Annotated in this window: 23 protein-coding genes; 9 read left to right on the top strand and 14 right to left on the bottom strand. The window is 42.1% G+C overall.

Features of this window, described 5'->3' with window-relative positions:
- Nucleotides 1-90: 90 nt before the first annotated feature.
- Together IPH84_19600 and IPH84_19595 are read left to right on the top strand one after the other, a co-directional pair.
- Entirely contained in the window at nucleotides 91-765 is a 675-nt protein-coding gene (locus IPH84_19600; GenBank protein MBK7175364.1) for an outer membrane beta-barrel protein, read from the top strand.
- Entirely contained in the window at nucleotides 749-1,285 is a 537-nt protein-coding gene (locus IPH84_19595; protein ID MBK7175363.1) for a cupin domain-containing protein, read from the top strand. The genes IPH84_19600 and IPH84_19595 overlap by 17 nt, the downstream gene beginning before the upstream one ends.
- On the opposite strand, the gene IPH84_19590 is transcribed toward IPH84_19595, so the two are convergent.
- The 5 genes from IPH84_19590 to IPH84_19570 are packed head-to-tail and all read right to left on the bottom strand — an operon-like array spanning nucleotide 1,266 to nucleotide 4,539.
- Complete coding sequence (locus tag IPH84_19590; protein MBK7175362.1) at nucleotides 1,266-2,060, bottom strand: gamma-glutamyl-gamma-aminobutyrate hydrolase family protein; 795 nt, start codon at nucleotides 2,058-2,060, stop codon at nucleotides 1,266-1,268. The two genes, IPH84_19595 and IPH84_19590, sit on opposite strands and share 20 nt — an antisense overlap.
- A 54-nt stretch (nucleotides 2,061-2,114) precedes the next feature.
- Nucleotides 2,115-2,465: a hypothetical protein gene (locus IPH84_19585; protein MBK7175361.1), complete on the bottom strand. Its 351-nt coding sequence runs from the start codon at nucleotides 2,463-2,465 to the stop codon at nucleotides 2,115-2,117.
- A gap of 35 nt (nucleotides 2,466-2,500) precedes the next feature.
- On the bottom strand, nucleotides 2,501-3,202 hold the full coding sequence (locus IPH84_19580) for a methyltransferase (protein MBK7175360.1): 702 nt from the start codon (nucleotides 3,200-3,202) through the stop codon (nucleotides 2,501-2,503).
- 46 nt (nucleotides 3,203-3,248) lie between these two features.
- Nucleotides 3,249-3,773 (bottom strand): 16S rRNA processing protein RimM, encoded by a 525-nt coding sequence (gene rimM, locus IPH84_19575; protein MBK7175359.1) that lies wholly within the window; start codon nucleotides 3,771-3,773, stop codon nucleotides 3,249-3,251.
- 10 nt (nucleotides 3,774-3,783) lie between these two features.
- Nucleotides 3,784-4,539, bottom strand: a complete 756-nt coding sequence (locus tag IPH84_19570; protein MBK7175358.1) for a 30S ribosomal protein S16 — start codon at nucleotides 4,537-4,539, stop codon at nucleotides 3,784-3,786.
- A gap of 300 nt (nucleotides 4,540-4,839) precedes the next feature.
- On the opposite strand from IPH84_19570, the gene IPH84_19565 reads away from it, so the two are divergent.
- The 6 genes from IPH84_19565 (at nucleotide 4,840) to IPH84_19540 (ending at nucleotide 9,901) form a co-directional block, all read left to right on the top strand.
- Nucleotides 4,840-5,403 (top strand): RNA polymerase sigma factor, encoded by a 564-nt coding sequence (locus IPH84_19565; protein ID MBK7175357.1) that lies wholly within the window; start codon nucleotides 4,840-4,842, stop codon nucleotides 5,401-5,403.
- 11 nt (nucleotides 5,404-5,414) lie between these two features.
- On the top strand, nucleotides 5,415-5,981 hold the full coding sequence (locus IPH84_19560) for a hypothetical protein (GenBank protein ID MBK7175356.1): 567 nt from the start codon (nucleotides 5,415-5,417) through the stop codon (nucleotides 5,979-5,981).
- Between the two features lie 22 nt (nucleotides 5,982-6,003).
- Complete coding sequence (locus IPH84_19555) at nucleotides 6,004-7,110, top strand: hypothetical protein (protein MBK7175355.1); 1,107 nt, start codon at nucleotides 6,004-6,006, stop codon at nucleotides 7,108-7,110.
- A 358-nt stretch (nucleotides 7,111-7,468) separates the two neighbouring features.
- Nucleotides 7,469-8,281: a DUF2807 domain-containing protein gene (locus IPH84_19550; protein MBK7175354.1), complete on the top strand. Its 813-nt coding sequence runs from the start codon at nucleotides 7,469-7,471 to the stop codon at nucleotides 8,279-8,281.
- Between the two features lie 389 nt (nucleotides 8,282-8,670).
- Nucleotides 8,671-9,171 (top strand): hypothetical protein, encoded by a 501-nt coding sequence (locus IPH84_19545; GenBank protein MBK7175353.1) that lies wholly within the window; start codon nucleotides 8,671-8,673, stop codon nucleotides 9,169-9,171.
- Nucleotides 9,172-9,196: 25 nt separating this feature from the next.
- Entirely contained in the window at nucleotides 9,197-9,901 is a 705-nt protein-coding gene (locus IPH84_19540; GenBank protein ID MBK7175352.1) for a hypothetical protein, read from the top strand.
- A 165-nt stretch (nucleotides 9,902-10,066) separates the two neighbouring features.
- Here IPH84_19540 and IPH84_19535 read toward each other — a convergent pair whose 3' ends face one another.
- From IPH84_19535 to IPH84_19515, 5 genes are all read right to left on the bottom strand, one after another.
- Nucleotides 10,067-11,137: a glycosyltransferase family 4 protein gene (locus IPH84_19535; protein ID MBK7175351.1), complete on the bottom strand. Its 1,071-nt coding sequence runs from the start codon at nucleotides 11,135-11,137 to the stop codon at nucleotides 10,067-10,069.
- A gap of 24 nt (nucleotides 11,138-11,161) precedes the next feature.
- Complete coding sequence (locus IPH84_19530; GenBank protein MBK7175350.1) at nucleotides 11,162-12,274, bottom strand: DegT/DnrJ/EryC1/StrS aminotransferase family protein; 1,113 nt, start codon at nucleotides 12,272-12,274, stop codon at nucleotides 11,162-11,164.
- A 426-nt stretch (nucleotides 12,275-12,700) separates the two neighbouring features.
- The gene (locus IPH84_19525) at nucleotides 12,701-13,195 is read right to left on the bottom strand and encodes a hypothetical protein (GenBank protein ID MBK7175349.1); all 495 of its coding nucleotides are present in this window, start codon (nucleotides 13,193-13,195) and stop codon (nucleotides 12,701-12,703) included.
- A gap of 169 nt (nucleotides 13,196-13,364) precedes the next feature.
- Nucleotides 13,365-15,011 carry a hypothetical protein gene (locus tag IPH84_19520; GenBank protein MBK7175348.1) on the bottom strand — a complete coding sequence of 549 codons (1,647 nt, stop codon included), beginning with the start codon at nucleotides 15,009-15,011 and terminating at the stop codon, nucleotides 13,365-13,367.
- A gap of 17 nt (nucleotides 15,012-15,028) precedes the next feature.
- Complete coding sequence (locus IPH84_19515) at nucleotides 15,029-15,523, bottom strand: hypothetical protein (GenBank protein MBK7175347.1); 495 nt, start codon at nucleotides 15,521-15,523, stop codon at nucleotides 15,029-15,031.
- Nucleotides 15,524-16,066: 543 nt separating this feature from the next.
- On the opposite strand from IPH84_19515, the gene IPH84_19510 reads away from it, so the two are divergent.
- The gene (locus IPH84_19510; protein ID MBK7175346.1) at nucleotides 16,067-16,801 is read left to right on the top strand and encodes a hypothetical protein; all 735 of its coding nucleotides are present in this window, start codon (nucleotides 16,067-16,069) and stop codon (nucleotides 16,799-16,801) included.
- Nucleotides 16,802-17,173: 372 nt separating this feature from the next.
- Here IPH84_19510 and IPH84_19505 read toward each other — a convergent pair whose 3' ends face one another.
- The 4 genes from IPH84_19505 to IPH84_19490 all read right to left on the bottom strand — a co-directional run bounded on the left by IPH84_19505 (nucleotide 17,174) and on the right by IPH84_19490 (nucleotide 23,847).
- Nucleotides 17,174-17,611 carry a DUF4440 domain-containing protein gene (locus tag IPH84_19505; protein ID MBK7175345.1) on the bottom strand — a complete coding sequence of 146 codons (438 nt, stop codon included), beginning with the start codon at nucleotides 17,609-17,611 and terminating at the stop codon, nucleotides 17,174-17,176.
- A gap of 602 nt (nucleotides 17,612-18,213) precedes the next feature.
- Complete coding sequence (locus IPH84_19500) at nucleotides 18,214-21,330, bottom strand: efflux RND transporter permease subunit (GenBank protein MBK7175344.1); 3,117 nt, start codon at nucleotides 21,328-21,330, stop codon at nucleotides 18,214-18,216.
- A 9-nt stretch (nucleotides 21,331-21,339) separates the two neighbouring features.
- Complete coding sequence (locus IPH84_19495) at nucleotides 21,340-22,398, bottom strand: efflux RND transporter periplasmic adaptor subunit (GenBank protein MBK7175343.1); 1,059 nt, start codon at nucleotides 22,396-22,398, stop codon at nucleotides 21,340-21,342.
- 111 nt (nucleotides 22,399-22,509) lie between these two features.
- Nucleotides 22,510-23,847, bottom strand: coding sequence for a TolC family protein (locus tag IPH84_19490; protein ID MBK7175342.1), 1,338 nt, complete (start codon nucleotides 23,845-23,847; stop codon nucleotides 22,510-22,512).
- Between the last annotated feature and the right edge of the window lie 761 nt (nucleotides 23,848-24,608).

The following is a 24,608-nucleotide window of genomic DNA, read 5'->3' as shown; positions in this document are numbered from 1 at the left end:
TTTCATACCATACGACTGCATTTTTCGTTATTTAGCATGCTTTCAGGGATTTTTCTAACTTTGTGAGTTCCGCTTAGCATCTTATTGATGATGAAATACAGAAGATTTCTGCTTTTTCTTGTTTTGACGGCTGTTTGCACTGTAGGCGCTCATGCCCAGGCATTCAAGGCTGAACTCATTAGTGGATTCAATATCAGCCAGGTCGATGGAGATGAAACTGCGGGCTTCAAGAAATATGGTCTGAATACTGGTGTAGGTGTTGTATTGCCGGTTTATAAAAACTGGTCATTGAGTTTCGAAACGCTATATTCCCAAAAAGGCAGCCGATTGAGAAAACAGTACAATGATTCACTGGATGGATCTTATCGTCTATTTCTTAATTATGCAGAAGTTCCATTCATGATTCAGTATACGGATAAGAATTTCATGTCTGCTGGTGCCGGGGTTTCCTGGGGCAGGCTGGTTCATGTGCAGGAATGGAAAAATGGCTATAGGGTCGATTCTGTAACCTTACTTAATGGGCCATTTTCAAAAGATGATTTCCAGCTTTTCGGGGATTTCAGATTCAGGATTTATAAAAACCTGAAGGTAAATGCCAGGTATGCTTACTCCTTCAAAAAGCTGGCTACCAGGGTAGTCAGGGATTCACAGAGTGGGATGTTGAATAAACGTTATTTTTATAATAACCTCTGGACTATACGATTGATTTACACTTTTAACGAAAGTTCAACAGTGAAAAAAAATAAGAATGTCCCCGAGAAATAAGCAGGCATCCGATCTGATTGAACATCTCTCGTTGAATTCACATCCGGAAGGTGGTTGGTTCAGGGAAATATACAGGTCTGCAGAAACTATTGAATCTGATGCTTTACCGTCAAGATTTCAACAGCCACATTCCATTTCAACTTCCATTTATTACCTGCTCCAGGACTACGATTATTCGGCTTTTCACAGGATCAAATCTGATGAAATCTGGCATTTCTACCTTGGTAGCCCGGTTAAGCTTTATATCCTGAAGGATGGCCTGCTTGAATTAATACTTTTGGGTGATAATCCTGCTGCCGGACATGTTTTCCAGGCTGTGGTGCCTTATGGCTGCTGGTTTGCTGCTGAAGTTTCAATACCTGAGTCTTTCGCACTGATGGGATGCACAGTGAGTCCGGGGTTTGAATTTTCTGATTTTGAAATGGCAAGCTTCCAGGACCTTGAACCCACTTATGGAAAGTATGCCACTCTCATCCGCAGAATGACCAAAGGAATAGATATTAGCGGAACATCCGTTTGATGATACAGGCTTGCAGGAAGGCTTTTCCAATGGGGTCGGAAAGCGAGTTGCCAGCATCCATGCGCTCTGGGTGCCATTGAACGGCCATAAAGAAACTTTTCCCTTTATTATCTTCCCACTCTATCGCTTCAGGTAATCCGTCGGAAGAATGGGCCGAAACCATGATCCCTTCTCCCAGGGAAGCAACAGCCTGGTGATGATTGGTGGTTACCCACCCGGTATCGCTTTTAGTGACTTCACCCAGCAGGGTTTCTTTTTGAATTTTCACATGGTGAAAACAACGGGTGTAGTCTTCGCAGCGATGCACACCTGCCGAGGGGTAATCAGAAGGGATATCCACAACCAGGCTTCCACCCCGGGCCACATTGATAAGCTGTTGCCCCCGGCAGATACCTAATACCGGTATTTTCAACTTGAAAGCCTTGGCAATCAAAGCAAATTCCAGGGTGTCGCGCTCAGGATTCATTTCACAACGTGCGGTATCTGATATTTTTCCATACCTGCCTGGAACAACATCTTCCCCTCCTGTGAAAATTACTCCATCAGAGAGTATAAGCATCTGAATAGCCGAATCGACAGGGAGGTTTTTCAGATCGATTATTTGAACAGTGGAATCAATGCGGTGAATCCAGTTTATATAGTTCTCACTGGCTGATGTAAGGGCAATTTTAAGTGGAATATGTTCTTTTTTTTCACTCCTGCACCCCTGGGAGACCAGGAGAATGCTGAACATGAAAAGGGTGATGGGTACCCATACTGTCAGGATTTTCTTCATGTAATTTTCCATAATTCAATATTTTTCTTTTCCTGATGCTTCATTCGACATTTCTTAATATAGCAGATGAATTTTCTCCTTGTTCCTCCAACCGGCATCATAACGGTTTTCAACAAAATAAATCAGTAAGTCGGCATCATAACGGTTCTCGGCGAACCAAATTTTCTTTTTCGCATCATACTGATTTTCACAAAAAAACCATAATCCCTTATTGTCTTCAGCATCATACTGATTACTCACTTTATAGACCAGAAGGTCAGCATCGTAGCGGTTTTCAACTACAAATACCTTGAAATGGGCATCATAGCGATTATTACAGCTATATATTTTTTGAGCATGAATAGCCTGGACAGATACAGCCAGCAGGATGAGTGTGCATAGGACGGCAGGGAGCTTAGATTTCATAGCAAATAAATGATGCCCTAAATTAAGAAATCATTTTACAGGCCGAGATAAAAATCACGGGTAAGTTCAATATATGCTGCGGAGTATTCTCCATTCAGCTCCCTGATCGTAATGGTTTCCATTTTAAGAAATTCGCGCTTATGCCTTTTGAATTCAATCATCACACGACTGGCGGGCTTTCCATGCCTGGGCACAACTTTGCAAGCCCTGTAAGGAAAGAGTCCATGATCTGCTGCCGAATTTATCCATCTTTCATAATCCGAAAAAGGAAGGATAAAGGAAGCAATGCCATTTTCCGACAGACAAGAACCCACTCCTTTCAAAAGTTCCGGAACCGGTAATAGTTCATCATGCCTGGACGTATTCCTTGAAGGATCGGGTGACTTAAGGCTATTATTAAAGAAAGGCGGATTGGAGATGAGGAATGGATAGGTCTTGCTGTTCCCAGCCAGGAAATGCTGAAATGAAACTGGATGTATCCTGATTTGGTCTGGCCAGGGGCTTAGGTCCACATTCGCCTTAGCCTGCTCAGCTGCTTTACTGTCGATTTCCACTGCATCAATTTCAGCAGAAGTCCGCTGTGCCATCATCAGGGCCAGGATGCCTGTCCCAGTTCCAACATCCAGGATAGTGAGGGCATTTCCAGGTTCTGTCCAGCATCCCAGCAAAACAGCATCTGTACCGACTTTCATTGCCGTAAGGTTATCGTCGATACTGAATTTCCGGAAATGAAACATGGAATCAGGGATATAGAATCAGGAGATCTCCTGACAGGAAATGATATTATTGATAAAGTTCGATCAATCCTTCCGGGGCTTCAATCCTGATAATTCCGGTGTCAATATTAATCTCTGTGATGATTTCTTCGACCAGGGGGATCAGATAGAGCTTTCCATCTTTTTCGATTTCAAGCAATTCCTGCATAGGTAACTCCAGAACATTCACCACGAGCCCAATCTCTCCATGGACCTTGTCAATCACAAGAAAACCATTGAAGTCTATGTCAAACTTTTTACCTTGTTTTTTGCGGGATTTCATTGATTTTGGAAGGAAAATTCCTGATCCTGCAAGGAGTGAGGCTTCCTCCTGGGTATCGACATCCAGGAGCTTAACAAGAAGCTGATTCCGGGCTTTTGATTCAGATTTCTCAATAAAAAATGGAACCAGGTTCCCTTGTAACAGGATAAACACTGATTCCATTTTTTTATTCCGATCTGAAACCTCAGAATCGAATGAAAAAACAAGTTCTCCTCCTGAACCGCTCGTTTTGACGACTTTTCCTGCCTGGAAAAATTCATCCGGGTTCATGGCTGTAGAATTAAGCTGTTTCTTCAGTAGGTTCTGCTGCTTCAGGAGCAGGTTCTTCTGTAGGTTCAACAGAGGCTTCAGCAACTACTTCAGCTTCGGCAACAGGCTCGGCTTCAGCAACTACTTCAGCTTCAGCAACTGGCTCAGCTTCGGCTACTACTTCAGCTTCGGCAACTGGCTCAGCTTCGGCAACTGGCTCAACTTCGGCAACTACTTCAGCTTCGGCAACTGCTTCTACTTTTGCGGCTGCTTCAACTTCAGCTTCTGCAGCAAGGGCAGCCTGAGCTTTTGCATCAAGTCCGGCTTCGGTAGCACGTTTCTTTGCAAGTTCATTAGCCTTTGTTTCATTGATTTTTACTTCAGCTTCAAAACGCTTTTTATCAGCAGTCTTGCCTTTTAACTGAACGTCCTTCTTTGCACTATCAATCTTTGCTGTTTTGTCAGATTTCCATGCTTCGAATTTAGCATTGGCCTGTTCTTCAGTCATTGCGCCTTTTGTTACGCCTTTCAGCAAATGATGCATGTAAGTTACACCAGTGTACTTAAGGATAGCAGCAACTGTTTCAGTAGGTTCAGCACCGGTTCTTACCCAATAAAGGGCGCGGTCAAAATCCAGATTGATGTCGGCAGGACGGGTGAGTGGGTTGTAAGTGCCAATTTTTTCGGTAAAACGTCCGTCACGTGGTGCACGACCATCAGCAATCACGATATGAAAGAAAGGTTGTCCCTTTTTTCCATAGCGCTGTAATCTCATCTTTGTTGGCATAAAAGAAATTTTGTGTGAATAATTGTTTGTTCTCGTAAGTAGCCTATAAAGAGTATTTTAGGATATTCTCCAAGGCTTCGGAAAAGAGGGTGCAAAGATGATATTATTTTTTGAAATATGAAAGCCCTCTCGCATATTTTCTTTACCAATTTCAATAAAACTCAGCTTTGTAAGCTTGAAATCATTCTGCATTGGAAAATTAATGAGATTTTGTATTTTTATTGAATAAGATTATACCCATCTTGCAACCCTTCTCTTTTTTTCCTGTCTATTGAGTTGAATTAACAGTTTGCCGGCAGATTGAATACAGAGGTACACGACATACACCATAAGCTGGTAAAGGCCTGCCAGGCCGGCGACCGCAAGGCTCAGTACGAACTTTATCATTCGTATGCGAAGTCGATGTACAATATTTGCTGCCGCATGATGAATCAGACTGATGAAGCCAGCGATATGCTACAGGAAGCCTTTATTGATGCATTTTCCAGGATTGGGACCTTCCGCTTTGAATCCACCTTTGGTGCCTGGCTGAAAAGAATTGTCATCAACAAATGTATCAATGCCCTTCAAAAACGACGCCTGCAATTTACCGATGATGAGATCCCGGAAAATTTCCCGGATGATACAAATGAAAACAGCATCGATGAAGAGCAACTGAAACTGAGTGTAGAACGGGTGAAAAAAGCAATGAATCAATTGCCTGAAAATGCAAGAATCGTTTTTTCACTTTACCTGCTTGAAGGATATGATCATACTGAAATTGCTGAAATACTGAATATTACGGAATCTACTTCCAAAACACAGTTCATGCGGGCACGTCAAAGGGTGAAAGAAATCCTGCTTGTAATGCCTGAAGGACAATAAATGATTGAGTTATGAAAGAAGACCGGCTTGAAAAATTTATGGTAAACAATAAGGAGGGATTCGATGACCTCGAAGTGCCTCCTATGTTATGGCCAGCTATTGAAAAAGAACTACAACCTGCTGTTCCGGTCCGAAACTTCCGGGTACTTTCTTATGCCTGGAAAGTAGCGGCTGCCGTCCTGATCTTTGCCACTGCCTGGTACCTCAACGATTATTTTGATGCAAAACCGGAAAGAGTTGCCGCTAAGCAACAAGTTATTCCCGATAATAATCCTGTCTTAAACGAACTCTCCGATGCTGAAGCTTATTACACCTCTCAAATCAATAGCCGTCAGGCAGAATTGGTGAAATATACACGCGAACATCCCGAAATCCTTGAAGACCTGAAAAAGGAATTTAAGGAACTGGATCAGAATAACAGCGAACTGAAACTTGACCTGGCCGAAAGTAATGCCGATGAAAAAGTGATTGAAGCCATTATCCAATCCTATCGTATTAAACTGGAAATCCTTGAAAATGTCCTTCTCGAACTGAAAGATGCCAAAGGAACCCCTGAACCATCATCTATAAATCTTTAGCCTGAAATTGAAAATATATCCTATGAAATCGAAGTTTAATTGCTGGATTTTCATGCTCTCCCTTGTAGGAATAATGATTCCAGCCTTAATCAGCGCCCAGGTATACACCAAGCAACGCGAAATCAGCCGCAGTTTCAAAGTGAATGATGGCAGCGTGGTACAGGTAGCCAATAAATATGGTAACATCAATGTCATTCCCTGGCAAAAGGACTCTGTAAGGGTGGAGATCAATCTCAAGGTCCAGGGAAAACAAGTTGCTAAAGTGGATAAAATCATGGCTTCCATCGATTTTGAACTGATGTCGTTCGGGAACTATATCAATGCCCGCACTACATTCAGGGATAACCAGGCTACATTCTGGAAAGATGTGGTTTCGTACGCCGGACAGGTGATCAATACCAGTAATAATCTCCAGATCGACTATACGGTTTATATGCCGGCTTCTGTTGATCTCAAAATGGATAATAAATTCGGGAATATTTATACAGATAGCCACACCGGGAAAGTGGATATAAAAATTGCAAACGGTGACCTGCAGGCCAGGGATTTTTCAGGAAACCTCAAGTTGGAGATTGAATTTGGGACCGCCACACTCAAGACTGTAAACTCAGCTGAACTGATTGTGAATTATTCTGATCTCACCCTTACGAAAGCCAGCGCATTAATTCTGAATAGCCGTTCTTCTACCCTCGATATTGAAGAAGTGAGACAATTAGAGGTCAATTCTCAGCGTGATAAGGTAAATATCAGGGAATGTTATTCCATCAATGGGGAGTCGTATTTTTCTAAAGTCAGGATAGGTTCACTTGAATCTTCCGCTACCCTGGCTACCAAATACGGTGAACTTAAACTGAATGCAGTTCAAAAAGGTTTCAGAACGCTACACCTGTCATCTGAATACACTGATATTCTCATCAATATGGATGCGCTTACAACCTGCGCTCTTGATCTGACCTATGATGCCAAAACCAGGATCACCCTAAATCCTTCTATCGGCAACGCCTTGAAGAAAGAGGTCCTCAATCCGCAAATGGGGAAGGTAAATGCCACCGGAAGTATTGGCCGTAACCCGGCTTCACAGGTTTATGTCAACGCTAAAGCAGGCTCCCTGGCAATATTTAATAAATAGGACAGGATGAATTTGATCTGAACCGGAAGCTTCTTACAGCTCATTTAAAGATAAGCCCCGGTTTGCCGGGTAATGCCTTCAATCTTCCTTTTTTAAGTCTTTATTTTTCGAAGATTAAAAGTCTTTGAAATGCCCGCGGGCATTCAAGCCCTGATTTCCGTCATTCAATCGCAGGTATCAGTCATTCAGGCCTTTTGGTCCCCGAATATGTAACTTTTCAGATTTTGCTCCCGTCCAAGGAATGAATTTTAAGTCAACAATTTTATCAACTGTAATCCAGCTTCTTTCCCGGAGTTAACCAGACGACAACTCAAAACTTATTAGGGATCAGGCTGATACGAAAAAAATCAAAAAAATCATGAAACCATTGCAACCCTCGGCAAAAACGGCTGTCATTACAGCATCAGAAACTAAAACTATGAACACAATGAAGACAATGACCAAACCAGAGGCTCTTATCACCTCCTCCCTGATCATCCTGATTATATCCATATTTGTCATCCTTTTCCTCTCAGGATGTGTTTACGAAAGAATTGAAGGTAACTACGACCTCGATACTGAAAACCGAACCGAGGAACCATTTACTGAAATTATCTCCAATGGAAGCTTCAGGGTATTTGTAATTCCTGATTCTGTTACAAGTATCTCTGTTAAAGCTGAATCCAATATTCTGCCTTATCTCTACACTATCTCCGATGGCGAAACCCTCAGGATCGGTTTCAAAAATGGTTATAACATCCATGAGAATTATCCTGTAGAAGTATTTATACATACACCCAGCGTAAAAAGTCTCAGGCTGCAAGGCTCCGGAAGAGTGGAATGTCTTGGGTTTTCAGAATCTTCTGTTGAACTTGACCTCTCAGGATCCGGCAATATTGAGGCTGATTTTGAAGCCATACATGTGGACGCTGCAATTTCCGGATCAGGCAATATTCACCTGAGCGGAAGTGCTGATAATTCTGACATGAGGATTTCAGGCTCCGGTAAGATCCATGCCCTCGATTTTACTCAGAAGAACTGCAATGCTTTTGTTTCCGGCAGTGGTGATATCTATACCGATGTTATTGATCAACTGGATGCTCATATTTCAGGAAGTGGTTGTGTTTATTATACCGGGGATCCTGATGTTGATACAAATATTACAGGTTCAGGAAAGGTCAGGAGATACTAAGAGTAAGGTTGTACCAACAAACTTATTCTATTCCTTTCCTGGTGTAAAGATTCCAGCCTGAAAATAATTGAAACTTGCTTTACGGACTGATTAAATTTCGCACAATAATATCTTCTGCTAGAAAAGTATTACATCTGCAGCCGGACAGAATTCAAGAATTCAGAAGTCAAGAATCCAGGTACTATTTGATACTGGCTCAAGATCGAAAATATGGTTATCAAGTTGATCAAAGTGCGCTGAAAGAAAAATCAGAAGAAGTGAGTAAATTATGGAATCTTATAGTCAAGTCATTCTGAATTCTGAATTCTGACTTCTGGATTCCCAATAAAAGCAAGTAACATTAAATTTGAAAAGTCGCTAATACAATAATTTTTTAACCCAATAATATTATGCAAAAAGTTTATTTCCTCCTGATTCTTTTTACCTGTATCCTGTCACAGGCTTTCTCGCAGGATTACATGCAAGCCGTCGGTATTCGTATGGGTGCCAGCGGTGGGCTCACTTACCGTCGAATGGTTGGCATGGACCTGGCCGGTGAAGTAATGCTTACTTCTCAAAATCATGGCACGGTTCTTACCCTTCTGATTGAAAAACACAAACCCGCCCTTCTGTTCGATGACCTGAACCTGGATTTCTTTTATGGTGCAGGCGCTCACGTAGGTATTGCTGATCGTTATTATTTCGATGATTATGATGAACCCGATTATGGCAGGGGAAGATATTCTGTTCCACAACTTGGAATCGATGCCTATGCCTCTTTTGAATACACACTGCCAAGGTATCCAATAGTCGTAAATCTGGATTGCAAACCTTACCTTGAATTTTTTGATGATCATTTCCTGGGAATACATCTCCCTGTAATGGCTCTCGGGGCTAAATATATTTTCTAATTCCAACCCAAAAAACAATTAATACATGAAACGAAATATCACATTATCTCTCATATTCCTGGCTTTTACACTCAGCATGCAAGCACAGGACACCCTGAAACTCTTCAGCAAAAATCGTGCTCCCCGGGAACAACATCACAGGGAACGAATTCAGGATCAACCTCGTTATACTAACAATGAAATCAGGACTATCGGTGGCCGTGGAAACAGTTGCGGTTTTTACCTGGGCATCAATTCCAGCTATTCCGAAATATCCGGATATGATGCAATCACTGCCGGGGCAAGACTTGCATGGATTTCAAACCATGGACTGGCTATTGGCCTGGCCGGAAATGGATTCTTTAGTGAACCTCAACCAATGCTTTCGAATGCACATAAGGAATTCAATTATACAGGGGGCTATGGTGGATTGCTCATAGAACCCATTCTCTTTCCAAAAATGCCGGTACATCTCTCTTTCCCGGTAATACTCGGAGCAGGAGGCATTGCACAGGGTGTTTATTATGACCTGTCATATCCTTATGAATATACCGATGGTTATGTTGAAGATGCTGAAGCCTTCCTTATTGCTGAACCAGGCGTGGAACTGGAAATCAATGCCGCCCGATGGATCCGATTTGGAATGGGTTGCAGCTACCGCTTTACCACGGAAATCGATCATAGCAATCTACCAAAGAATCCGCTGGATGGTTTTACTGCCGGTTTTTCCCTGAAATTCGGTAAATTTTAAAGAGAATTTTCTCAGAAGAAATTATAGTTGCCACAATAGGCACATAGAACACACCAGAGGCTTTCCTGTTGTGTACTATTGTGCCTGTTGTGTTTCATTATTATGCAGGGAATAGATTCAGGAGAAAAGCAATAGACCTGTGTGGCCCTTTCTGTTCTGTAAACACTACGTTTTCCCGTTCAGCACTTCCTTGAACAGACTGATATAGCGATCGGTAACTTGTTCCCAGTCATATTGCATCGAATGTTGCTTCAACTGTTCTTCCCTTTCCGGACGATTCACGAAATCTCTCATTCCTTCTAAAAAAGTATCAGCCATATAGGAAGGCTCAAAATGCTGCCAATAATAGGCATATTCGCCACAAACTTCGGGGATACTCGAATAGGTAGACGCAAAAACAGGTTTTCCATTTCGCATGGCCTCAATAGGAGGGAAGCCCATCCCCTCAAAACGGGAGGGGAACACCACTGCTTTGCAATGCTGATATAACCAGGATTTTTCTTCATCACTAATAAACCCGGGAAGAATGATCCTGCCTTGCAGGCCTTTTTCAATGATTTGTTTTTCAATGTCCCGGGCATAATCACTGTTTTTATTTCCTGCGATTACCAGGCTATAGTTGTCGGGAAGTTTTTTGATAAAATCAACCAGTACGGCAAAATTCTTCTTTGACTGAATCACTCCAATAGTAAATAAAAAATCATCAGAAGTTACAAAGGCTGGTTTCTTTGTATCGGTATATTTAGTTACTTCTACACCGCAATAAATTACCCTGATCTCTTTTTTTTCGACTTTAAGGTATTTCCTGATTTCACTGGCAGTAAAAGAGGAAATGGCCGTAACAATCTTTGCATGGTTTACTTTCACTTGCAACCTTTTTAACCGGTATTTCCGGTTGATCCCCTTCTTTTCACCAAGGAAATTAAGATCATTGATGGTCATCACATAGGGTGTTCTGGCACTGGAGGGAAAATACCATGAATCCTGGTGAATGGTGTACCAAAGGTCATAGGAGGCACAAAGCCAGGGAAAGAGACGCCGTTTCAGGGAAACCTTTTCATAACGAACTTTATCTCCAAATTTCCCGATAAAAGAACCTGGTACAAGGAAGGTGAAATCAATCTGATCATCTTCAATCCTGCTTAATTGCTCCCCCAAATTTATTGCCACCTGTCCAAGGCCATTGTATGGGTCCTTTAGGCGATCCAGGTCGATAAGAATCCTGTATTTCTTCATTATTTAATTCCTGTAAATTTCTTCTTAATGGCTTTTCGTCGATCGATGGGTGAAGGTCAATACTTTGGAAGCTATATACTTTACATCATCATCTGTTAATGCCGGGTAGGATGGTAAATTAATCCCTCTGCCACTAAGGTCTTCAGCAACCGGAAATCTTTGAGGGGTTCTGCTTTTGAAGAATGGCATGGTATGGGCAGGGTAAAAGAATGGCCTGGTTTCAATCCCTTCTGAAGAAAGGAAAACTCTCAGAGAATCCCTGTAGGCAGGATCCAGTGTAAGAATGGAACACATCCAGAAAGAATGAACTACATCTTTCCCTTGTGAATGGAAGCTGACCTCAGTATCCATAAATTGTTGCTCATAAAGATTTGCAATCCTTCGTTTCCGGGCAAGTATCTTATCCAGCGATTCCAGTTGTGCAAGTCCTATTGCAGCAGCAATATTGGTCATTCTGAAGTTGTAGCCAGGGACATCATGCCAGTAGGCCTTTTCTGTTACTCCCTGGTTCTTAAGGTGAAATGCCTTTTTTATCAACTGCTCTGAAGGTGTGGTGATCATACCCCCTTCCCCTGTGGTCAGAGTTTTGTTGCCGAAGAAACTATAAATGGAGATATCGCCCCATGAACCGGGTTGTTTTCCCTTATACCTGGCACCAAGCGCTTCAGCACAATCTTCAATAAGTAATAGATTTTGTTCTATGCAAAGTTTCTTTATAGGGTCCATATCACAGGGATAACCATAGGTATGAACGGCAATGACGGCCTTAGTCCTGTTGCTGAGTTTCTTTCTGATATCCAGCGGATCGACCTGGTAACTCCCCGGCAAGGAATCCACGAAAACCGGAATTGCTCCCACCGCCCTGACCATATTAGGCACTGCAACATAAACCAGGGTAGGAACGATAACTTCGTCACCTGGCCCAATTCCAAGGGTAAGGAGCGCAATATACAAAGCTGATGTGCCATTACAGAAAGATGTAGCATGCGCTATTTCCGTATAGTTGGCAAACTGCTCCTCAAAACGTTGAATGAAATTGCCTTTTGAAGATATCCAATTGGTGTTCAGACATTCATTTACATATTTCTTCTCATTGCCTTCAAGGAAAGGCTGGTAAACCGGGAATTTTAAGTCCATATTAAGGTGAATAAAACAATTTTTTATATTTCTTTAGTCCATGGTGCCGGGTGCTGGGTGCTGAGTGCCGGGTGCTGAGTGCTGAGTGCTGAGTGCCGGGTGCCGGGTGCTGAAGTGACCAGTGAATAGAACGCGAATGACACGGATCATACCGCGGATTTACATGTCTCCCCATCTCCCCATCTCCTCATCTCCCCATCTCCCCATCTCCTCATCTCCCTATCTCCCCATCTCCCCATCTCCTCATCTCCCCATCTCCCATCTCCTCATCTCCATCCCATCCCATCCATCATCCCCCTCATCTCCAAATCCGAAATCCGAAATCCGAAATCCGACATTAGACATTTAGACATTAGACATTAGACATTAGACATTAGACATTAGACATTAGACATTAGACATTAGACATTAGACATCCGACATCCCCTACAAGGTTCTCCACTTATCAGCAGTTTTTTCTTCTTTTCTATTATAGTAGCGCATTACAGAAGGCATGAGGCTGCAAATCAGTATTATTATTGAAAGACTTCCATATATCGTTTGGATGATATGACCATATCCAACCATTTGCACCTGGGTAATTATCCAGATATTTAGCATGACACCGGTAAACAGCGAATACGTCCAGCCAAAGTGTTTGTCCTTGTATAGATTAACAAAATTTGCCCATTTCCATCCTGGACGAAACATGAGTCCTATTGCAGCGAGCCCCGGGAAAAATCCCAGCAGTATTCCAAGAATAATGGAAGGAATCCGGTAATCATTGAAAGGAGTTCCCTTTAACATACTCAAAGGCATCTGAAGCAATTCTCCTCCCGGTGAAACAAACAGCGCGATAGCACCATAGAGAGCGCTGATTACCTGGAATAGAATAAGAACAATCAGGAGTACTGCAAAAAATGGGATACGCTCATGTTTCATATATGCATGAATTGATCAAAACTAAATCCGATTGAGCCGGATGAAATCTGACTAACAAATATAGCGTCTCCTTTTATACATCAGACCTCCGGATGAAATTTTTGAGTAATCTCAGGAGCAGGTACAAAATAGCTTTATAAATTAAAATAGTTTATAGCTATAAGTGTTGTTAAGGTAAATAATAGGGTAGGGTGATACAGAACATGCTTCCTTCATCCGGTGTGCTCTTAGCAGTAATTGTACCCCGGTTTTTTTCAACAAAATCCTTGCATAGGATTAACCCTAATCCGGTACCTTTCTCATTGGCTGTTCCTTTGGTATTGAATTTCTCCTCCGGTTTAAAGAGCTTCGGGAGCCTGTCTTCTGATATTCCGACTCCATTATCCTGGATACATATCTCGCAATTATTTCCATCAGGATTGATGAAAACATGAACATACCCATCCTGACGTGTAAACTTTAGGGCATTTGATATAAGGTTGCGCATTACAGTTGCAATCATATTCCTGTCACCATAAACTTCAAAGTCATAAAGAATGCCATGAGAGAGTTTTATGTTTTTCTGTATCGCCTGAGGTTCTAAAAGACTGATATTTTCAACCACCAGCTGCCTGAAATTAAACGGTATAGGGTTGAATTCTATTTCACCCGACTGCATCCTTCCCCATTCGAGTAAGTTCTCCAGCAGATCAAAGGCATGTTTTGCTGAAACTCCTATGCTTTCTACCTGGAGTCGGATCCTGTCTGTCTCATACTGATCCAGGTTTTTTAGCAGTAATTGGGTAAATCCAAGTATGCTGTTAAATGGATTTTTTAGGTCATGGGCGATGATGGAGAAGAACTTATCCCGGGTTTGATTTAATGCTTCCAGGTTTTCAGTCTGGAGCTGCAATTGTTTATTTGAGTCCTCCAGTTTAGCATTCAGTTGTTTCAGGACTTCACTGTATTTCCTGAGTTCCAGTGTACGACGGCTTACTTCTTCCTCTAACTTTTGGTTTTGATTCCGTACAATTTTTTCAGTTTCAATAGCCTTTTCCAATAACTGCTTCTGGGTGGATTCCTGTAGTTTCTTCATCACATTGATCCTGTTGCCGAGTGCCAGGGAAAACATCCAGGCTTCAAGTGAAATACCAAAATAGGTGGCATTTCTTGTGATGAGAGTATGAGGGATAATGCCGTTCAGTGTTAGAATGAATATGATCGTAAAGATGATCATGAAGGTCCAGCCAAGCGAATAGAAAAAAGCCTGTTTGCGTTTTCTGAATAATTGGATGTAGCCGGATATGAGGCAGAGGATGAACATCAGGAGCAGGATTACCTGGAAGGTATTGATCAGGTGTCCGTAAGGAAAGAAAAGGTTAATCAGTCCCATTATAGCCAGCGAGACAAGGGCAACAGATATGGCATAATAGAATAAGGGAAGCTCGGTTTTAAGATTAAGATACCGGATGGCAAAAATTCCCACAATGGCATTTGAGATTGACATGAAGAGTACTGCATGATCTAAAATCCAGGCCGAAAAACTGAAATGAGACACTAGTAAATATCCGTTTTGCGCCGGGGAAATCAATAAAGAAGTAAAAAGATATAGGGAATATATCAGGTATAACTTGTCGCGGGTGCTTATCCAGAGAAAAATATTATAAAGCAGCATAATGAGTATTGCCCCTATGAAGCCTGCAGTGAGAAAGTCATTTTGGGTTTTATTGCTGTGCAACGATTCCAGCGTCCCCAGTCTTAAGGGAACTTCAACCGGTGATTCTTCCAGTACCCTGATGTAATAGGTGATGGAGCCGGGTTGGTGTTCTGTGTTCACTGGTAACCAAAAGGTGTTTACCGGATAGGGTTAGAGGATTCTCCCCTCATAACACCGGTGAGTAAAGGGTGAGAATAAATGCCATTGCTATCAGGCGCATAAAAATCGATATATCTCGCATTGATAGTCCCCAACTGGAGCCAGGCAGCCGATCCACTCTTGTTCTCAATGCTTATCTTAAACCAGAAAGCCCCGCGGGTAACAGGGTGAGTAAATACATCCTTGTGGTAGGTCTTGAATTGGGACTGATAGTCAGGAGATAGAATGTTGTTGATCGTTAACGCTTTACTGTCATCCTGAAAATAAGCAACCTGCTTTCCTATATTAAATGAAACTGTAGGATCAATCAGCAGTATATTTTCTGAATGAACCAGTAAGGGAATGAAGACAATCAGAAAAATGACCTGCAGATATCGAAAAAACCCAGATATCAATGGATTTGAAAATTTTCCGGACAAAGAACTGTAACTCCGCTCCATGTCAGTGGAATCAATAGTAAAGCTAATACGCATATCTTATAAATCCTCTTTCGGGAAGGCTTGGGTTTGGCAGGCCGAAATTAGCAAATATTATGCCAATAAAACAAAATAAATGAAATTAGTCAATTAGGCAATTTGAAAATTTAATAATTTGAAAATGCGATAATTTGTGAAAGTTGGATGTCCCCCTTTTCAAAGAGGGTGTCGGCGCAGGCCGACGGGGGATTTATGGCGATCATTAAAGGGTTACTTTTAATTGATAGCAATTTGAAAATTTGATAAAAATGATAATTTGTAGTGGAATGTTCTCTTTCAAAGGGGAAAGGACTCTAGGAGATCTTCCCTGAATTAGCATTAAATTCCAAACTACAACAGGATTGCTTACAAAATCCAAATGTACACTTTTCACTTAAAACTTAATAATCATAAATCTAACTGATTTTAGTTCTAAATTGAAATTGTAAAGTATTGTAATATAGGCAGATAATAGCATATCTGAAATTTAATTTATAATAATTCTAAATAAGCTTAAAATATTGTGTATCTTTATGTTAATATAAATCTAAATATATAGATATGAAAAAACAAATTTTACTCTTTACTATTGCAAGTGTATTGACATTCAGCGCTTTAGCTCAAACAGCCGAAGATAAGCCTACCATAGTCGCAGAGAATATGTACATTTTACCCAAGCGGGGAATGGAAGATAAATTCGAAGCTGCTGTATTGGCTCATAACAAAAAGTATCACCCTGAAGGGCCGCATAAAGCAGGGCTTCGGAAGGTGCAATATGGTGAAATGGCCGGATGGTATGTGTTTATCTTCGGGCCTACAACCTATGCTTCCCTGGATTCAAGGCCTGATAAGGAAAACGGCCATGCTGATGATTGGTCAAAGACAATTGATCCATTGATTGAGACTTATGGTAAAACTGATCTTTGGGACTTTAATGCAGACCTTTCCTTTGGAGCAGATATCCTTAAAACCGCGAAATACTATGAAGTATGGTCCGTGGACCTAAAAAGGGGAGATTATTATCGTTTCAAGGCAATTGCAGGGAAATTGAAGAAAGCCTATGAAGCCGATGGCAAAACTGCTTTCCTCGTTTATGAAAATCCAATTCATACTGCCGGTGGAGCCGATGTAGCCCTACTCTGGAGCTTCGATTCCTATGAATCATGGTCAAAGGATATGGGGATTAAATCAACCTATGAAAAGACCAATGGTGCCGGATCCTGGCAACAGATGCTGGATGAATGGACGGATATTTTAGTTGATTATAATTCAGAGATCAGAAGTTTTATTCGATAAGCACTTTTGTATGTTTGGGTTTTGGCAAGGCTGCCGGAGGTTAAAAATCTTCCTGGCAGCCTTGTTTTTTATATAAATATAATTATCTATTGGTACAGTTGTTAATATTGGTTTCCCTTTGGAAGGCTTCTCCTCTTGAATTTCCCAATTTCTAAGTCGTCTGATTAACTATTTGTCAAATCGTCGAATTGTCGAATTGTTAAATTATCGAGCCGAAGGCTTCCCTTCGGGAAATTGTCGAATTGTCGAATTGTCAAATCGTCGAATTGTCAAATTGTTAAATTATCGAATTATCGAGCCGAAGGCTTCCCTTCGGTAAATTGTCGAATTGTCGAATTGTCAAATTGTCAAATCGTCGAATTGTCAAATTATCTAATCCCAAACATACTTCCAACTCCCGTCTCCCTGCTTTTTCCATATTGTGTGAAACACTCCTTTAAAGACAGTAGTATCTCCATTGCCATTATTGATTTTCCAGGTATATTTACCATAAGTATAAGCCAGGTCACCGGATGAGGAAACTTCTATAAAATCAGGCGTCCAGCTGACGATGACATCTTTCTTATCCATACCTTCATAATATGACCGGATATTTTCCTTCCCAATGATCAGTGTATCATTTTCCCTTTTAATCACTGCATTGGAATCGGCATAGAAATAGAAAGCCTGGGAAATGCTCTTCTCTGCTGTCATTTTCTCAAAGGACTTTTCAGTCAGCAGGATTTCTTTTTTCAGTTCTTCACTTCCGGACTTATGACCGCAGGCACTAAACAAGAGTGCTATTACCCATAATAGTGATATTGATTTCATATCGGGCTTTATTTATGTGATTTGTAACTGTTTTGTTGATTTTGTAAAGAGTGTGATAAAGATAATCGATAACAACTTATGTTAATCAGGATCAGAATCATCAAAAATTACTTCTGCTTCATCAGGTTGTACTTTAAGTGCCTGGTAATCAAAACTTATTAGAATCAGAAAACTATCATCCATAGAACAATTATCAACCACAATAGGCACATAGGACACAATAGAGATTCCCTATTGTGATTTCCTATTGTGTTCTATTGTGTCTATTGTGTTTTTGATTTCCGCTGATAATCAAGAATTTATTAGAATCAGAAAATTGGTATTCATTGAAATCTTTTTTTAACCACAATAGGCACATAGGACACAATAGAGATTCCCTATTGTGGTTTTCTATTGTGCTCTATTGTGACTATTGTGTTTTTGATTTCCGCTGATAATCAAGAATTTATTAGAATCAGAAAATTGGTATTCAGTGAAATCTTTTTTAAACCACAGTAGGCACATAGGACACAATAGAGATTCCCTATTGTGCTTTCCTATTGTGCTCTATTGTGCCTATTGTGTTTAATAAACCTTGGGAATAATAACTTATTAGTCTGTAATTAAATCTCTTTTACATCTGCCACTTTCCTGCTTTTGCGGTGAAACTTCTCCATCAGCTTATCCATAAGATAATACATCACCGGTACAACAACCAAAGTCAGTAGTAACGAACTGGTCAATCCACCGATAATGGCAATGGCTATGCCGTTCTTCCATTCAGAACCTGCTCCTGTAGCTATTGCAATCGGCATCATACCGAATATCATCGAAAGTGTAGTCATGAGGATTGGGCGCAGTCTCACTCGCCCCGCCTCAATCAAAGCTTCCACCGTAGCCATCCCTTCCCGTTTCAACTGATTGGTAAAATCAACCAGCAAAATGGCGTTCTTTCCAACAAGTCCCACCAGCATAATGATACCCAGAATCGAGAAAATGGTTAGCGATTCCTGAGCCAGAGCCAGTGCATAAAGTGCCCCTACAATGGCAAGTGGTATTGAAAATAAAACGATAAATGGATGGATATAGGAATCATACAGTGCCACCATAATGAGATACACAAAAAGTATAGAAGCCAGGAATGCCAGGAACAGACTGCTGAAGGCCTCTGTCTGGTATTTCAGGTCACCTTCCTTGATAAGTGAAACATCTGCCGGCAGCTTGATCTTATCCAGCCTTTTCACACATTCTTCTCCAACCGAACCCACCGGTCTGCCAACAACTTGAGAACTAACGGTTACCGACGATTGCCTGTTGTAACGCTGCAATACTGTGGTTCCAGTAGTGGGGGTGAGGGTGGCAAACTGGTTCAGGCGCACGATCTGTCCTGCTGCATTCATAAAGGAAAGATTGGCGATATCATTGATTTCCTTCTTATTGAAGGCATCCATTGTAATATTGATATCATAATCATTCACCCCCTGCGAGAACTTGGAATCAGTATTTCCTGTGAAAGCATTCTGCATGGTAGCACCCACAATAGCCATATTCAAACCCATTTTCGCCATCTTATCACGGTCGATCTTCACACTGATTTCAGGATTGCCTTCTTCTACCGTGAGCTTCACTTCAGCACTGCCCGGAACCTTTTTAACTTCCGATTCAATCATCTTCGCATAATGCATGAGCGTATCCATGTTAGAGCCTGCTACCACAAACTGTATAGGATCCATATCAGAGGTCCCCAGCAGGGAAACTATGGTAGAGCGCACCTTTACCCCGGTCAGCCGGCTGGTAAGATCCTCCTTTAGCTGCCATGCAAACTGATCTGCAGTGATCTTTCTTTTTTCCTTCTCTATCATCTTCACATAGATCTCTGATTTATAGGAATTACCGGCTCCGGCATCAAATCCTGAGGTGATCCCGACTGTAGAGAAAACTTCATTCACAACAGGCTGCTTCATAATGTACTGTTCCGCCTGTAGTGTCAGCAGGTTGGTTTGCTCAATGGTGGCGTCCTTAGGCAGTTCCAACTGGATAATGACCTCACCACGGTCGCCCAGACTGATAAATTCTGATCCGATGAATCCAAGGGCAGGTAACAGGAGGGAAGAGAACAGGATAAGTGTAGCCCCTCCCATGATGATGAACTTATGCCGCAGCGACCAGCCAAGCAGCTTACCATATCCATTGGTGATATTTGATAGCCAGCGTTCAAACACCTCAATCAGTTTACCCATGAATGATCCCTTCCGGTATTGCTCAAATTTGGCAAACCTGGAAGCCAGCAAAGGCGTGAGGGTAAAGGAAACAAATAAACTCAGCAGGGTGGATATCACTACTACCAGGGCAAATTGTCGCAACATTCCTGAAATCATACTGGTAATCACCGCGATCGGAAGGAAAACCACCACATCCACCATCGTAATGGAAAGGGCCGTATAGCTGATCTCGTTTCGTCCGTCAATGGCCGCCTGTCTCCGGTTCTTACCTTTCTCCAGGTGGCGGTAGATGTTTTCAAGTACCACGATAGAGTCATCCACCAGGATCCCAATTACCAGCGCAATGGCTATCATCGAAATTATATTGAGGGAGAAATCGAGCATACTCATCCCGATAAAAGTGGAAATGAGTGAAGCTGGAATAGCAACCATCACAATAAAGGAATTTCGCAGACTATGCAGGAATACCAGCATCACCAGTGCTACAAGGCAGATGGCCAGCAACAGGTCTCTTTCTACAGCATTGGCAGAGGTGAGCGTGAAATCGGAAGTGTCGTTGGCAATCTTCACCTTCAGGTTAATGTCCTTGTACATATCTTCGATCTTGCTGATCTCTTTCTTCACACCCTCACTAACCTTTACCTCATTTCCATCGGGCTGTTTGTATAAATTGATTCCCAACGAATTTACCCCATTGATGCGGTATATGTTTCTGGTTTCCTTCTTGGTGTCAAGTACATCGGCTACATCTTTCAGCTTCACGGGAGATCCGCTGGCATCTACACTAACCACTAGTTCTTTCAGACTCTCCAGGTCGGTGAATTTTCCCGAGAGACGGATAATCACCTGGGCATTTTCGCCTTTGATTTTGCCTGTGGGGAAGTCGATATTGGAAGCCTGAACCGCCTGCGAGATATTCAGGATAGAAATCCCTCTTGCTTCCAGCTTCTCATTGTCAACACTCACACGGATTTCGCGTTCCTCACCTCCAATCATTTCAACTTGCGAAACTCCCTGTAGGGTTGATAACCTTGGACGAAGTTTCTGCTTGACAATATCATACAGCTCTGTTGACGGAATATCGGCTGTGATCCCCATTCGGATAATGGGCATATCATCCATCGAGAAATTATAGATGATCGGTGAATGCACATCCTGTGGAAGCCCTTCGCGGACATTGTTCAGTTTAAGCTGACAGTTCTGAAGCGCTTTGGTCATGTCTGCATCACTGTTGAAGATAATCACGGAAACAGAGACCCCTTCATAGGAAGTTGACTGTATATTATCAATCTGTTCCAGGGAGGAAATGGCATCTTCAATGTTCTTGGTAACCATGTTCTCCACCTCACGGGGAGAGGCACCGGGATAAGGGGTGATGACCAGCAGCACGGGTTGCGAAAACTTGGGAAGCAATTCATAATTGAGTGCTCTAAAGCTCACTATACCCAGGAAGGTGAGGACGGCAAAAATCACCACGATCAGGGAAGGCCGTTTTATGGATAGTTCAGTGATATTCATGATTAACTGTTATTTAGCGTTTGAAATTCTCACCGCAGTATTGTCATCCAGGTTGATCTGTCCGGAAATCACCACCTTCTCGCCAGCTTTCAGGCCCTCCAGGACCTCTATAGTGGTTTCGGTGGCGGAACCGGCTTTGATGGAGCGTTTCACCGCTTTGTCGTTTTCCACAATGAACACTACCGGGTCCTTGATGCTGCCTACCAGTGCCGTTCTCGGGATTACCATGGCATCGTGGGTGCCTTCACTGCTGAAGAATGCCTGTCCGTACATACCCGATCGGATTGGCTTGCCGGTATTGTTGCTGACTTCTATCTCCACAGGGAAACGTCGTGATCCATCGGCTTTCATGCCTATGTTCCTGATTCTTCCGGTATAGGTAAAGCCTTCATAGATATCTGCCTTGATTTTCACCTGCTGGTTCAGCCTGATCTTTACCAGGTCGGGCTCAGCAACACCTGCATTGAACTTCATCGTGCTGATGTCCATGATCTCTGCAATCATACTGCCGGGCATAATCATACTGCCCTTTTCCGCATGCTTAGCCGTAATATACCCACTAAAAGGAGCCGTGATCTTTGAATATTCGATCTGCTTATTTACAGTCACAAAACTGGCCTGGGCATTGTAAAGGGCAAGTTGTAATTCATCCACCTGTGTCTGTGTGGCAGCCTTCGACTGAAGCATTTCCTGGAACTTCTTCAGATCCTTTTTTGCCTTGTTTAGATTGGCTTCCGCGAGTTCCCGCTGGGCTTCCAGCAATTCGAGATCGCAGCTGGCCAGCAACTGTCCTTCTTTCACGAAATCACCGTTATTGAATTCCAGTTTCACGATCTTTCCCTGGGTCTGGGAGATGATCATGGTCTCATGAGCGGGTTCAAAGGAACCATTCACCTGGAAGCTATTATCTGCCTTGATTATTTTTACTTCTTCAATAAAAACAGGCACACTTACCTTGCTCTGTCGGGGTGCCGAATTGGCCTCGATCTGCTTTTTATTGACGTATAGCTTGAAAATCCCTGCAACTGCAACAAGGACTATAATGCTGATAATGATGATCTTTTTCATATGAGGTGTTGTTATTTTCCGATGTTCAATTTTTTGTTCTTTGTATTTCTAAGTGCCATTAGCGTCTTAGTGGTAGTTACCTTATTCGCTCTAAGAAAGAGTCAACTTCAATTATTTAATAAGATCCAGTAACATTCCTTTTGATTTGAGCAGGTCTAGCTCGGCAATCCGCAACTGTGCCAGTGCCTGTGCATAACTTCCCCTGGCCGATATTTTAGCGCTCTCCGCACTGAGCAGGTCAGTAAGGGACGCATAACCCTGGCTGTATTGATCGAACATCACCTTATAAACATCTTCAGCCAGCACTACATTTTTCTGCTGCGACTCTGCTGTTTGCTGCAGGCTTTGGACCTTTAACATGGCATTCCGGGTATCGGTTTCAATCATCCTTTTGGCATAATCCCTGCCTAACTCCAGCTCCTTGTATTGTACCTTGTATTGCTTCAACTGGTTATACCTCTGTCCGCCATTGTACAAAGGGACGTTCAATGAGAGTCCGACCACCGAAGTGCCCAGCCATCCATTCTTATCAGAAAATAAAGGCTTGAACTTATTCTGCTGGTTATTGTAGCTGAAATCTCCGAATGCCGCGAGGTAAGGCATCGACTGCGAGTGCACCAGGTCCATCTGCAATCCTAAAAGCAGCTTCTGCTGGTCGATCTCCCTCAGACTGAGGTGATTCTCACTATTTGCAGGTGAATAAGGCTTCAGGCTGCTTTCAAAGACGGTGGTTGTCAGCATGAGGGAATCGGTGGGAGCATAACCTGTGAAATACTTGAGCATATTGAGCTGCTGCGAGAGCATGAGCTTTAGGTTACTGGTTTCGGTCACCAGGTTGTTGCGGTTCACATTTACCCGGTCGAAATCCACCTGCCTGATCAATTGTCTGTCAAGCTGAATTTTGGTAAGAAAGGTGAGGGAATCGAGTTTTTCCAGTGTCTCTGCCATATATTGGATCTGCTGGTGGGTAAGGACGGCCATATAATAAAGCTGTGCAATATCATATACCGTGCTCTGCCGGCTCTTCTCAATTTCCAGGTTTCCTTGTTCGAGCAGTCGTTTTGCAATTCCGAGTGAAACCATGAAAGATTGGTTATAGATCAATTGTGACACCTGTATGCCACCTGACATATTATAATTGGTTCCGAACTGCACGGGTATGAGTTTGCCCGGCTCTCCGAAAAACTCACCCGGAATCAGCTGGGTGGGAAGTTTCAGGAAATTCTGGAAACTACCCGAGGCACTGACCTGGGGAAGACCGGTGCCGGCTGTCTGGCGGACCTGGTATTTCAGTTTCTCCTGGTCCATTGTGGATAGCTTGACACGAAGGTCGTTTTGCAACGCCGCTTCCAGGCATTGCTGAAGGTTCATTTCGACCATTTTCTGTGCGCTTGCTCCCTGGAGTAATAGTATCAGTCCGGGAAGCAAAAGGATTTTTCTCCAATTCATAGTACCTGGTAATAAAAGATGATATGCAGATTTCCTGACTATGACGCAAATGTATAGCGATATTGTGTTTCAATTAAAAAATAAAGCGGCGGAAGCGGCAAATTCCTCCTTGAACAGCGGAAAAATGGGGGGTGAATGCCGGAGGGGAGAGATAATGTTGATTTCGGATTGTTGATTTGATTGTTGATTTAGATGGAGATGTGAATGGAAGATCTATTGATTGGGAGAATTTTAATGTCGGATGTTGGATGGCTAATGTTTATTGTCGGATGGATGGCTAATGTTTAATGTCGGATGGCTGATGTAAAATGTGTGGAAATTCGGGAACAATTGTGGATATAAAATTTAAAATGAGCCAAAGGCTCCCCTTTGGGGCAAAATGCAAATCTTAATAACTTATTGATTATGAGTTATGTGTTTAATATTAAGTGTTTTTGCTCCCTGTTCGAGATTTTACTTCATGGCAAAAAACTCAAAACACATAACACAGAATAAAAAATGAAAAAGTGAAATTAACGTGAGATTTCATTTGTGTCAATTTGTGTAGGATTTGTCTGCCAGCTGGCGGATTTATGGGCGTTTTTGTTCTCTTTGCAACTTGATAAAAAATGCCACGAATACACGAATAAAGCACGAATCCTTAAATGAAAATATTAATATGAGCCGAAGGTTCCCCTTTGGGGCAAATTAACATTAACTTATTGATTATGAGTTATGTGTTTAATATTAAGTGTTTTTGTTCCCTTTAGGAGATTCTGCTT

The organism is Bacteroidales bacterium (assembly GCA_016707785.1).
Lineage (GTDB): Bacteria > Bacteroidota > Bacteroidia > Bacteroidales > UBA4417 > UBA4417.
Note: the sequence above shows the minus strand (reverse complement) of the source record. Positions and strands in the feature narration are given on the sequence as shown.

Bases quoted from the DNA above. Each gene is read 5' to 3' on its own strand.
- IPH84_19600 (MBK7175364.1), top strand. From the start codon at position 91: ATGAAATACAGAAGATTTCTGCTTTTTCTTGTTTTGACGGCTGTTTGC.
- IPH84_19595 (MBK7175363.1), top strand. From the start codon at position 749: ATGTCCCCGAGAAATAAGCAGGCATCCGATCTGATTGAACATCTCTCG.
- IPH84_19590 (MBK7175362.1), bottom strand. From the start codon at position 2,060: ATGAAGAAAATCCTGACAGTATGGGTACCCATCACCCTTTTCATGTTC.
- IPH84_19585 (MBK7175361.1), bottom strand. From the start codon at position 2,465: ATGAAATCTAAGCTCCCTGCCGTCCTATGCACACTCATCCTGCTGGCT.
- IPH84_19580 (MBK7175360.1), bottom strand. From the start codon at position 3,202: ATGTTTCATTTCCGGAAATTCAGTATCGACGATAACCTTACGGCAATG.
- rimM (MBK7175359.1), bottom strand. From the start codon at position 3,773: ATGAACCCGGATGAATTTTTCCAGGCAGGAAAAGTCGTCAAAACGAGC.
- IPH84_19570 (MBK7175358.1), bottom strand. From the start codon at position 4,539: ATGCCAACAAAGATGAGATTACAGCGCTATGGAAAAAAGGGACAACCT.
- IPH84_19560 (MBK7175356.1), top strand. From the start codon at position 5,415: ATGAAAGAAGACCGGCTTGAAAAATTTATGGTAAACAATAAGGAGGGA.
- IPH84_19555 (MBK7175355.1), top strand. From the start codon at position 6,004: ATGAAATCGAAGTTTAATTGCTGGATTTTCATGCTCTCCCTTGTAGGA.
- IPH84_19550 (MBK7175354.1), top strand. From the start codon at position 7,469: ATGAAACCATTGCAACCCTCGGCAAAAACGGCTGTCATTACAGCATCA.
- IPH84_19545 (MBK7175353.1), top strand. From the start codon at position 8,671: ATGCAAAAAGTTTATTTCCTCCTGATTCTTTTTACCTGTATCCTGTCA.
- IPH84_19540 (MBK7175352.1), top strand. From the start codon at position 9,197: ATGAAACGAAATATCACATTATCTCTCATATTCCTGGCTTTTACACTC.
- IPH84_19535 (MBK7175351.1), bottom strand. From the start codon at position 11,137: ATGAAGAAATACAGGATTCTTATCGACCTGGATCGCCTAAAGGACCCA.
- IPH84_19530 (MBK7175350.1), bottom strand. From the start codon at position 12,274: ATGGACTTAAAATTCCCGGTTTACCAGCCTTTCCTTGAAGGCAATGAG.
- IPH84_19525 (MBK7175349.1), bottom strand. From the start codon at position 13,195: ATGAAACATGAGCGTATCCCATTTTTTGCAGTACTCCTGATTGTTCTT.
- IPH84_19515 (MBK7175347.1), bottom strand. From the start codon at position 15,523: ATGCGTATTAGCTTTACTATTGATTCCACTGACATGGAGCGGAGTTAC.
- IPH84_19510 (MBK7175346.1), top strand. From the start codon at position 16,067: ATGAAAAAACAAATTTTACTCTTTACTATTGCAAGTGTATTGACATTC.
- IPH84_19505 (MBK7175345.1), bottom strand. From the start codon at position 17,611: ATGAAATCAATATCACTATTATGGGTAATAGCACTCTTGTTTAGTGCC.
- IPH84_19500 (MBK7175344.1), bottom strand. From the start codon at position 21,330: ATGAATATCACTGAACTATCCATAAAACGGCCTTCCCTGATCGTGGTG.
- IPH84_19495 (MBK7175343.1), bottom strand. From the start codon at position 22,398: ATGAAAAAGATCATCATTATCAGCATTATAGTCCTTGTTGCAGTTGCA.
- IPH84_19490 (MBK7175342.1), bottom strand. From the start codon at position 23,847: ATGAATTGGAGAAAAATCCTTTTGCTTCCCGGACTGATACTATTACTC.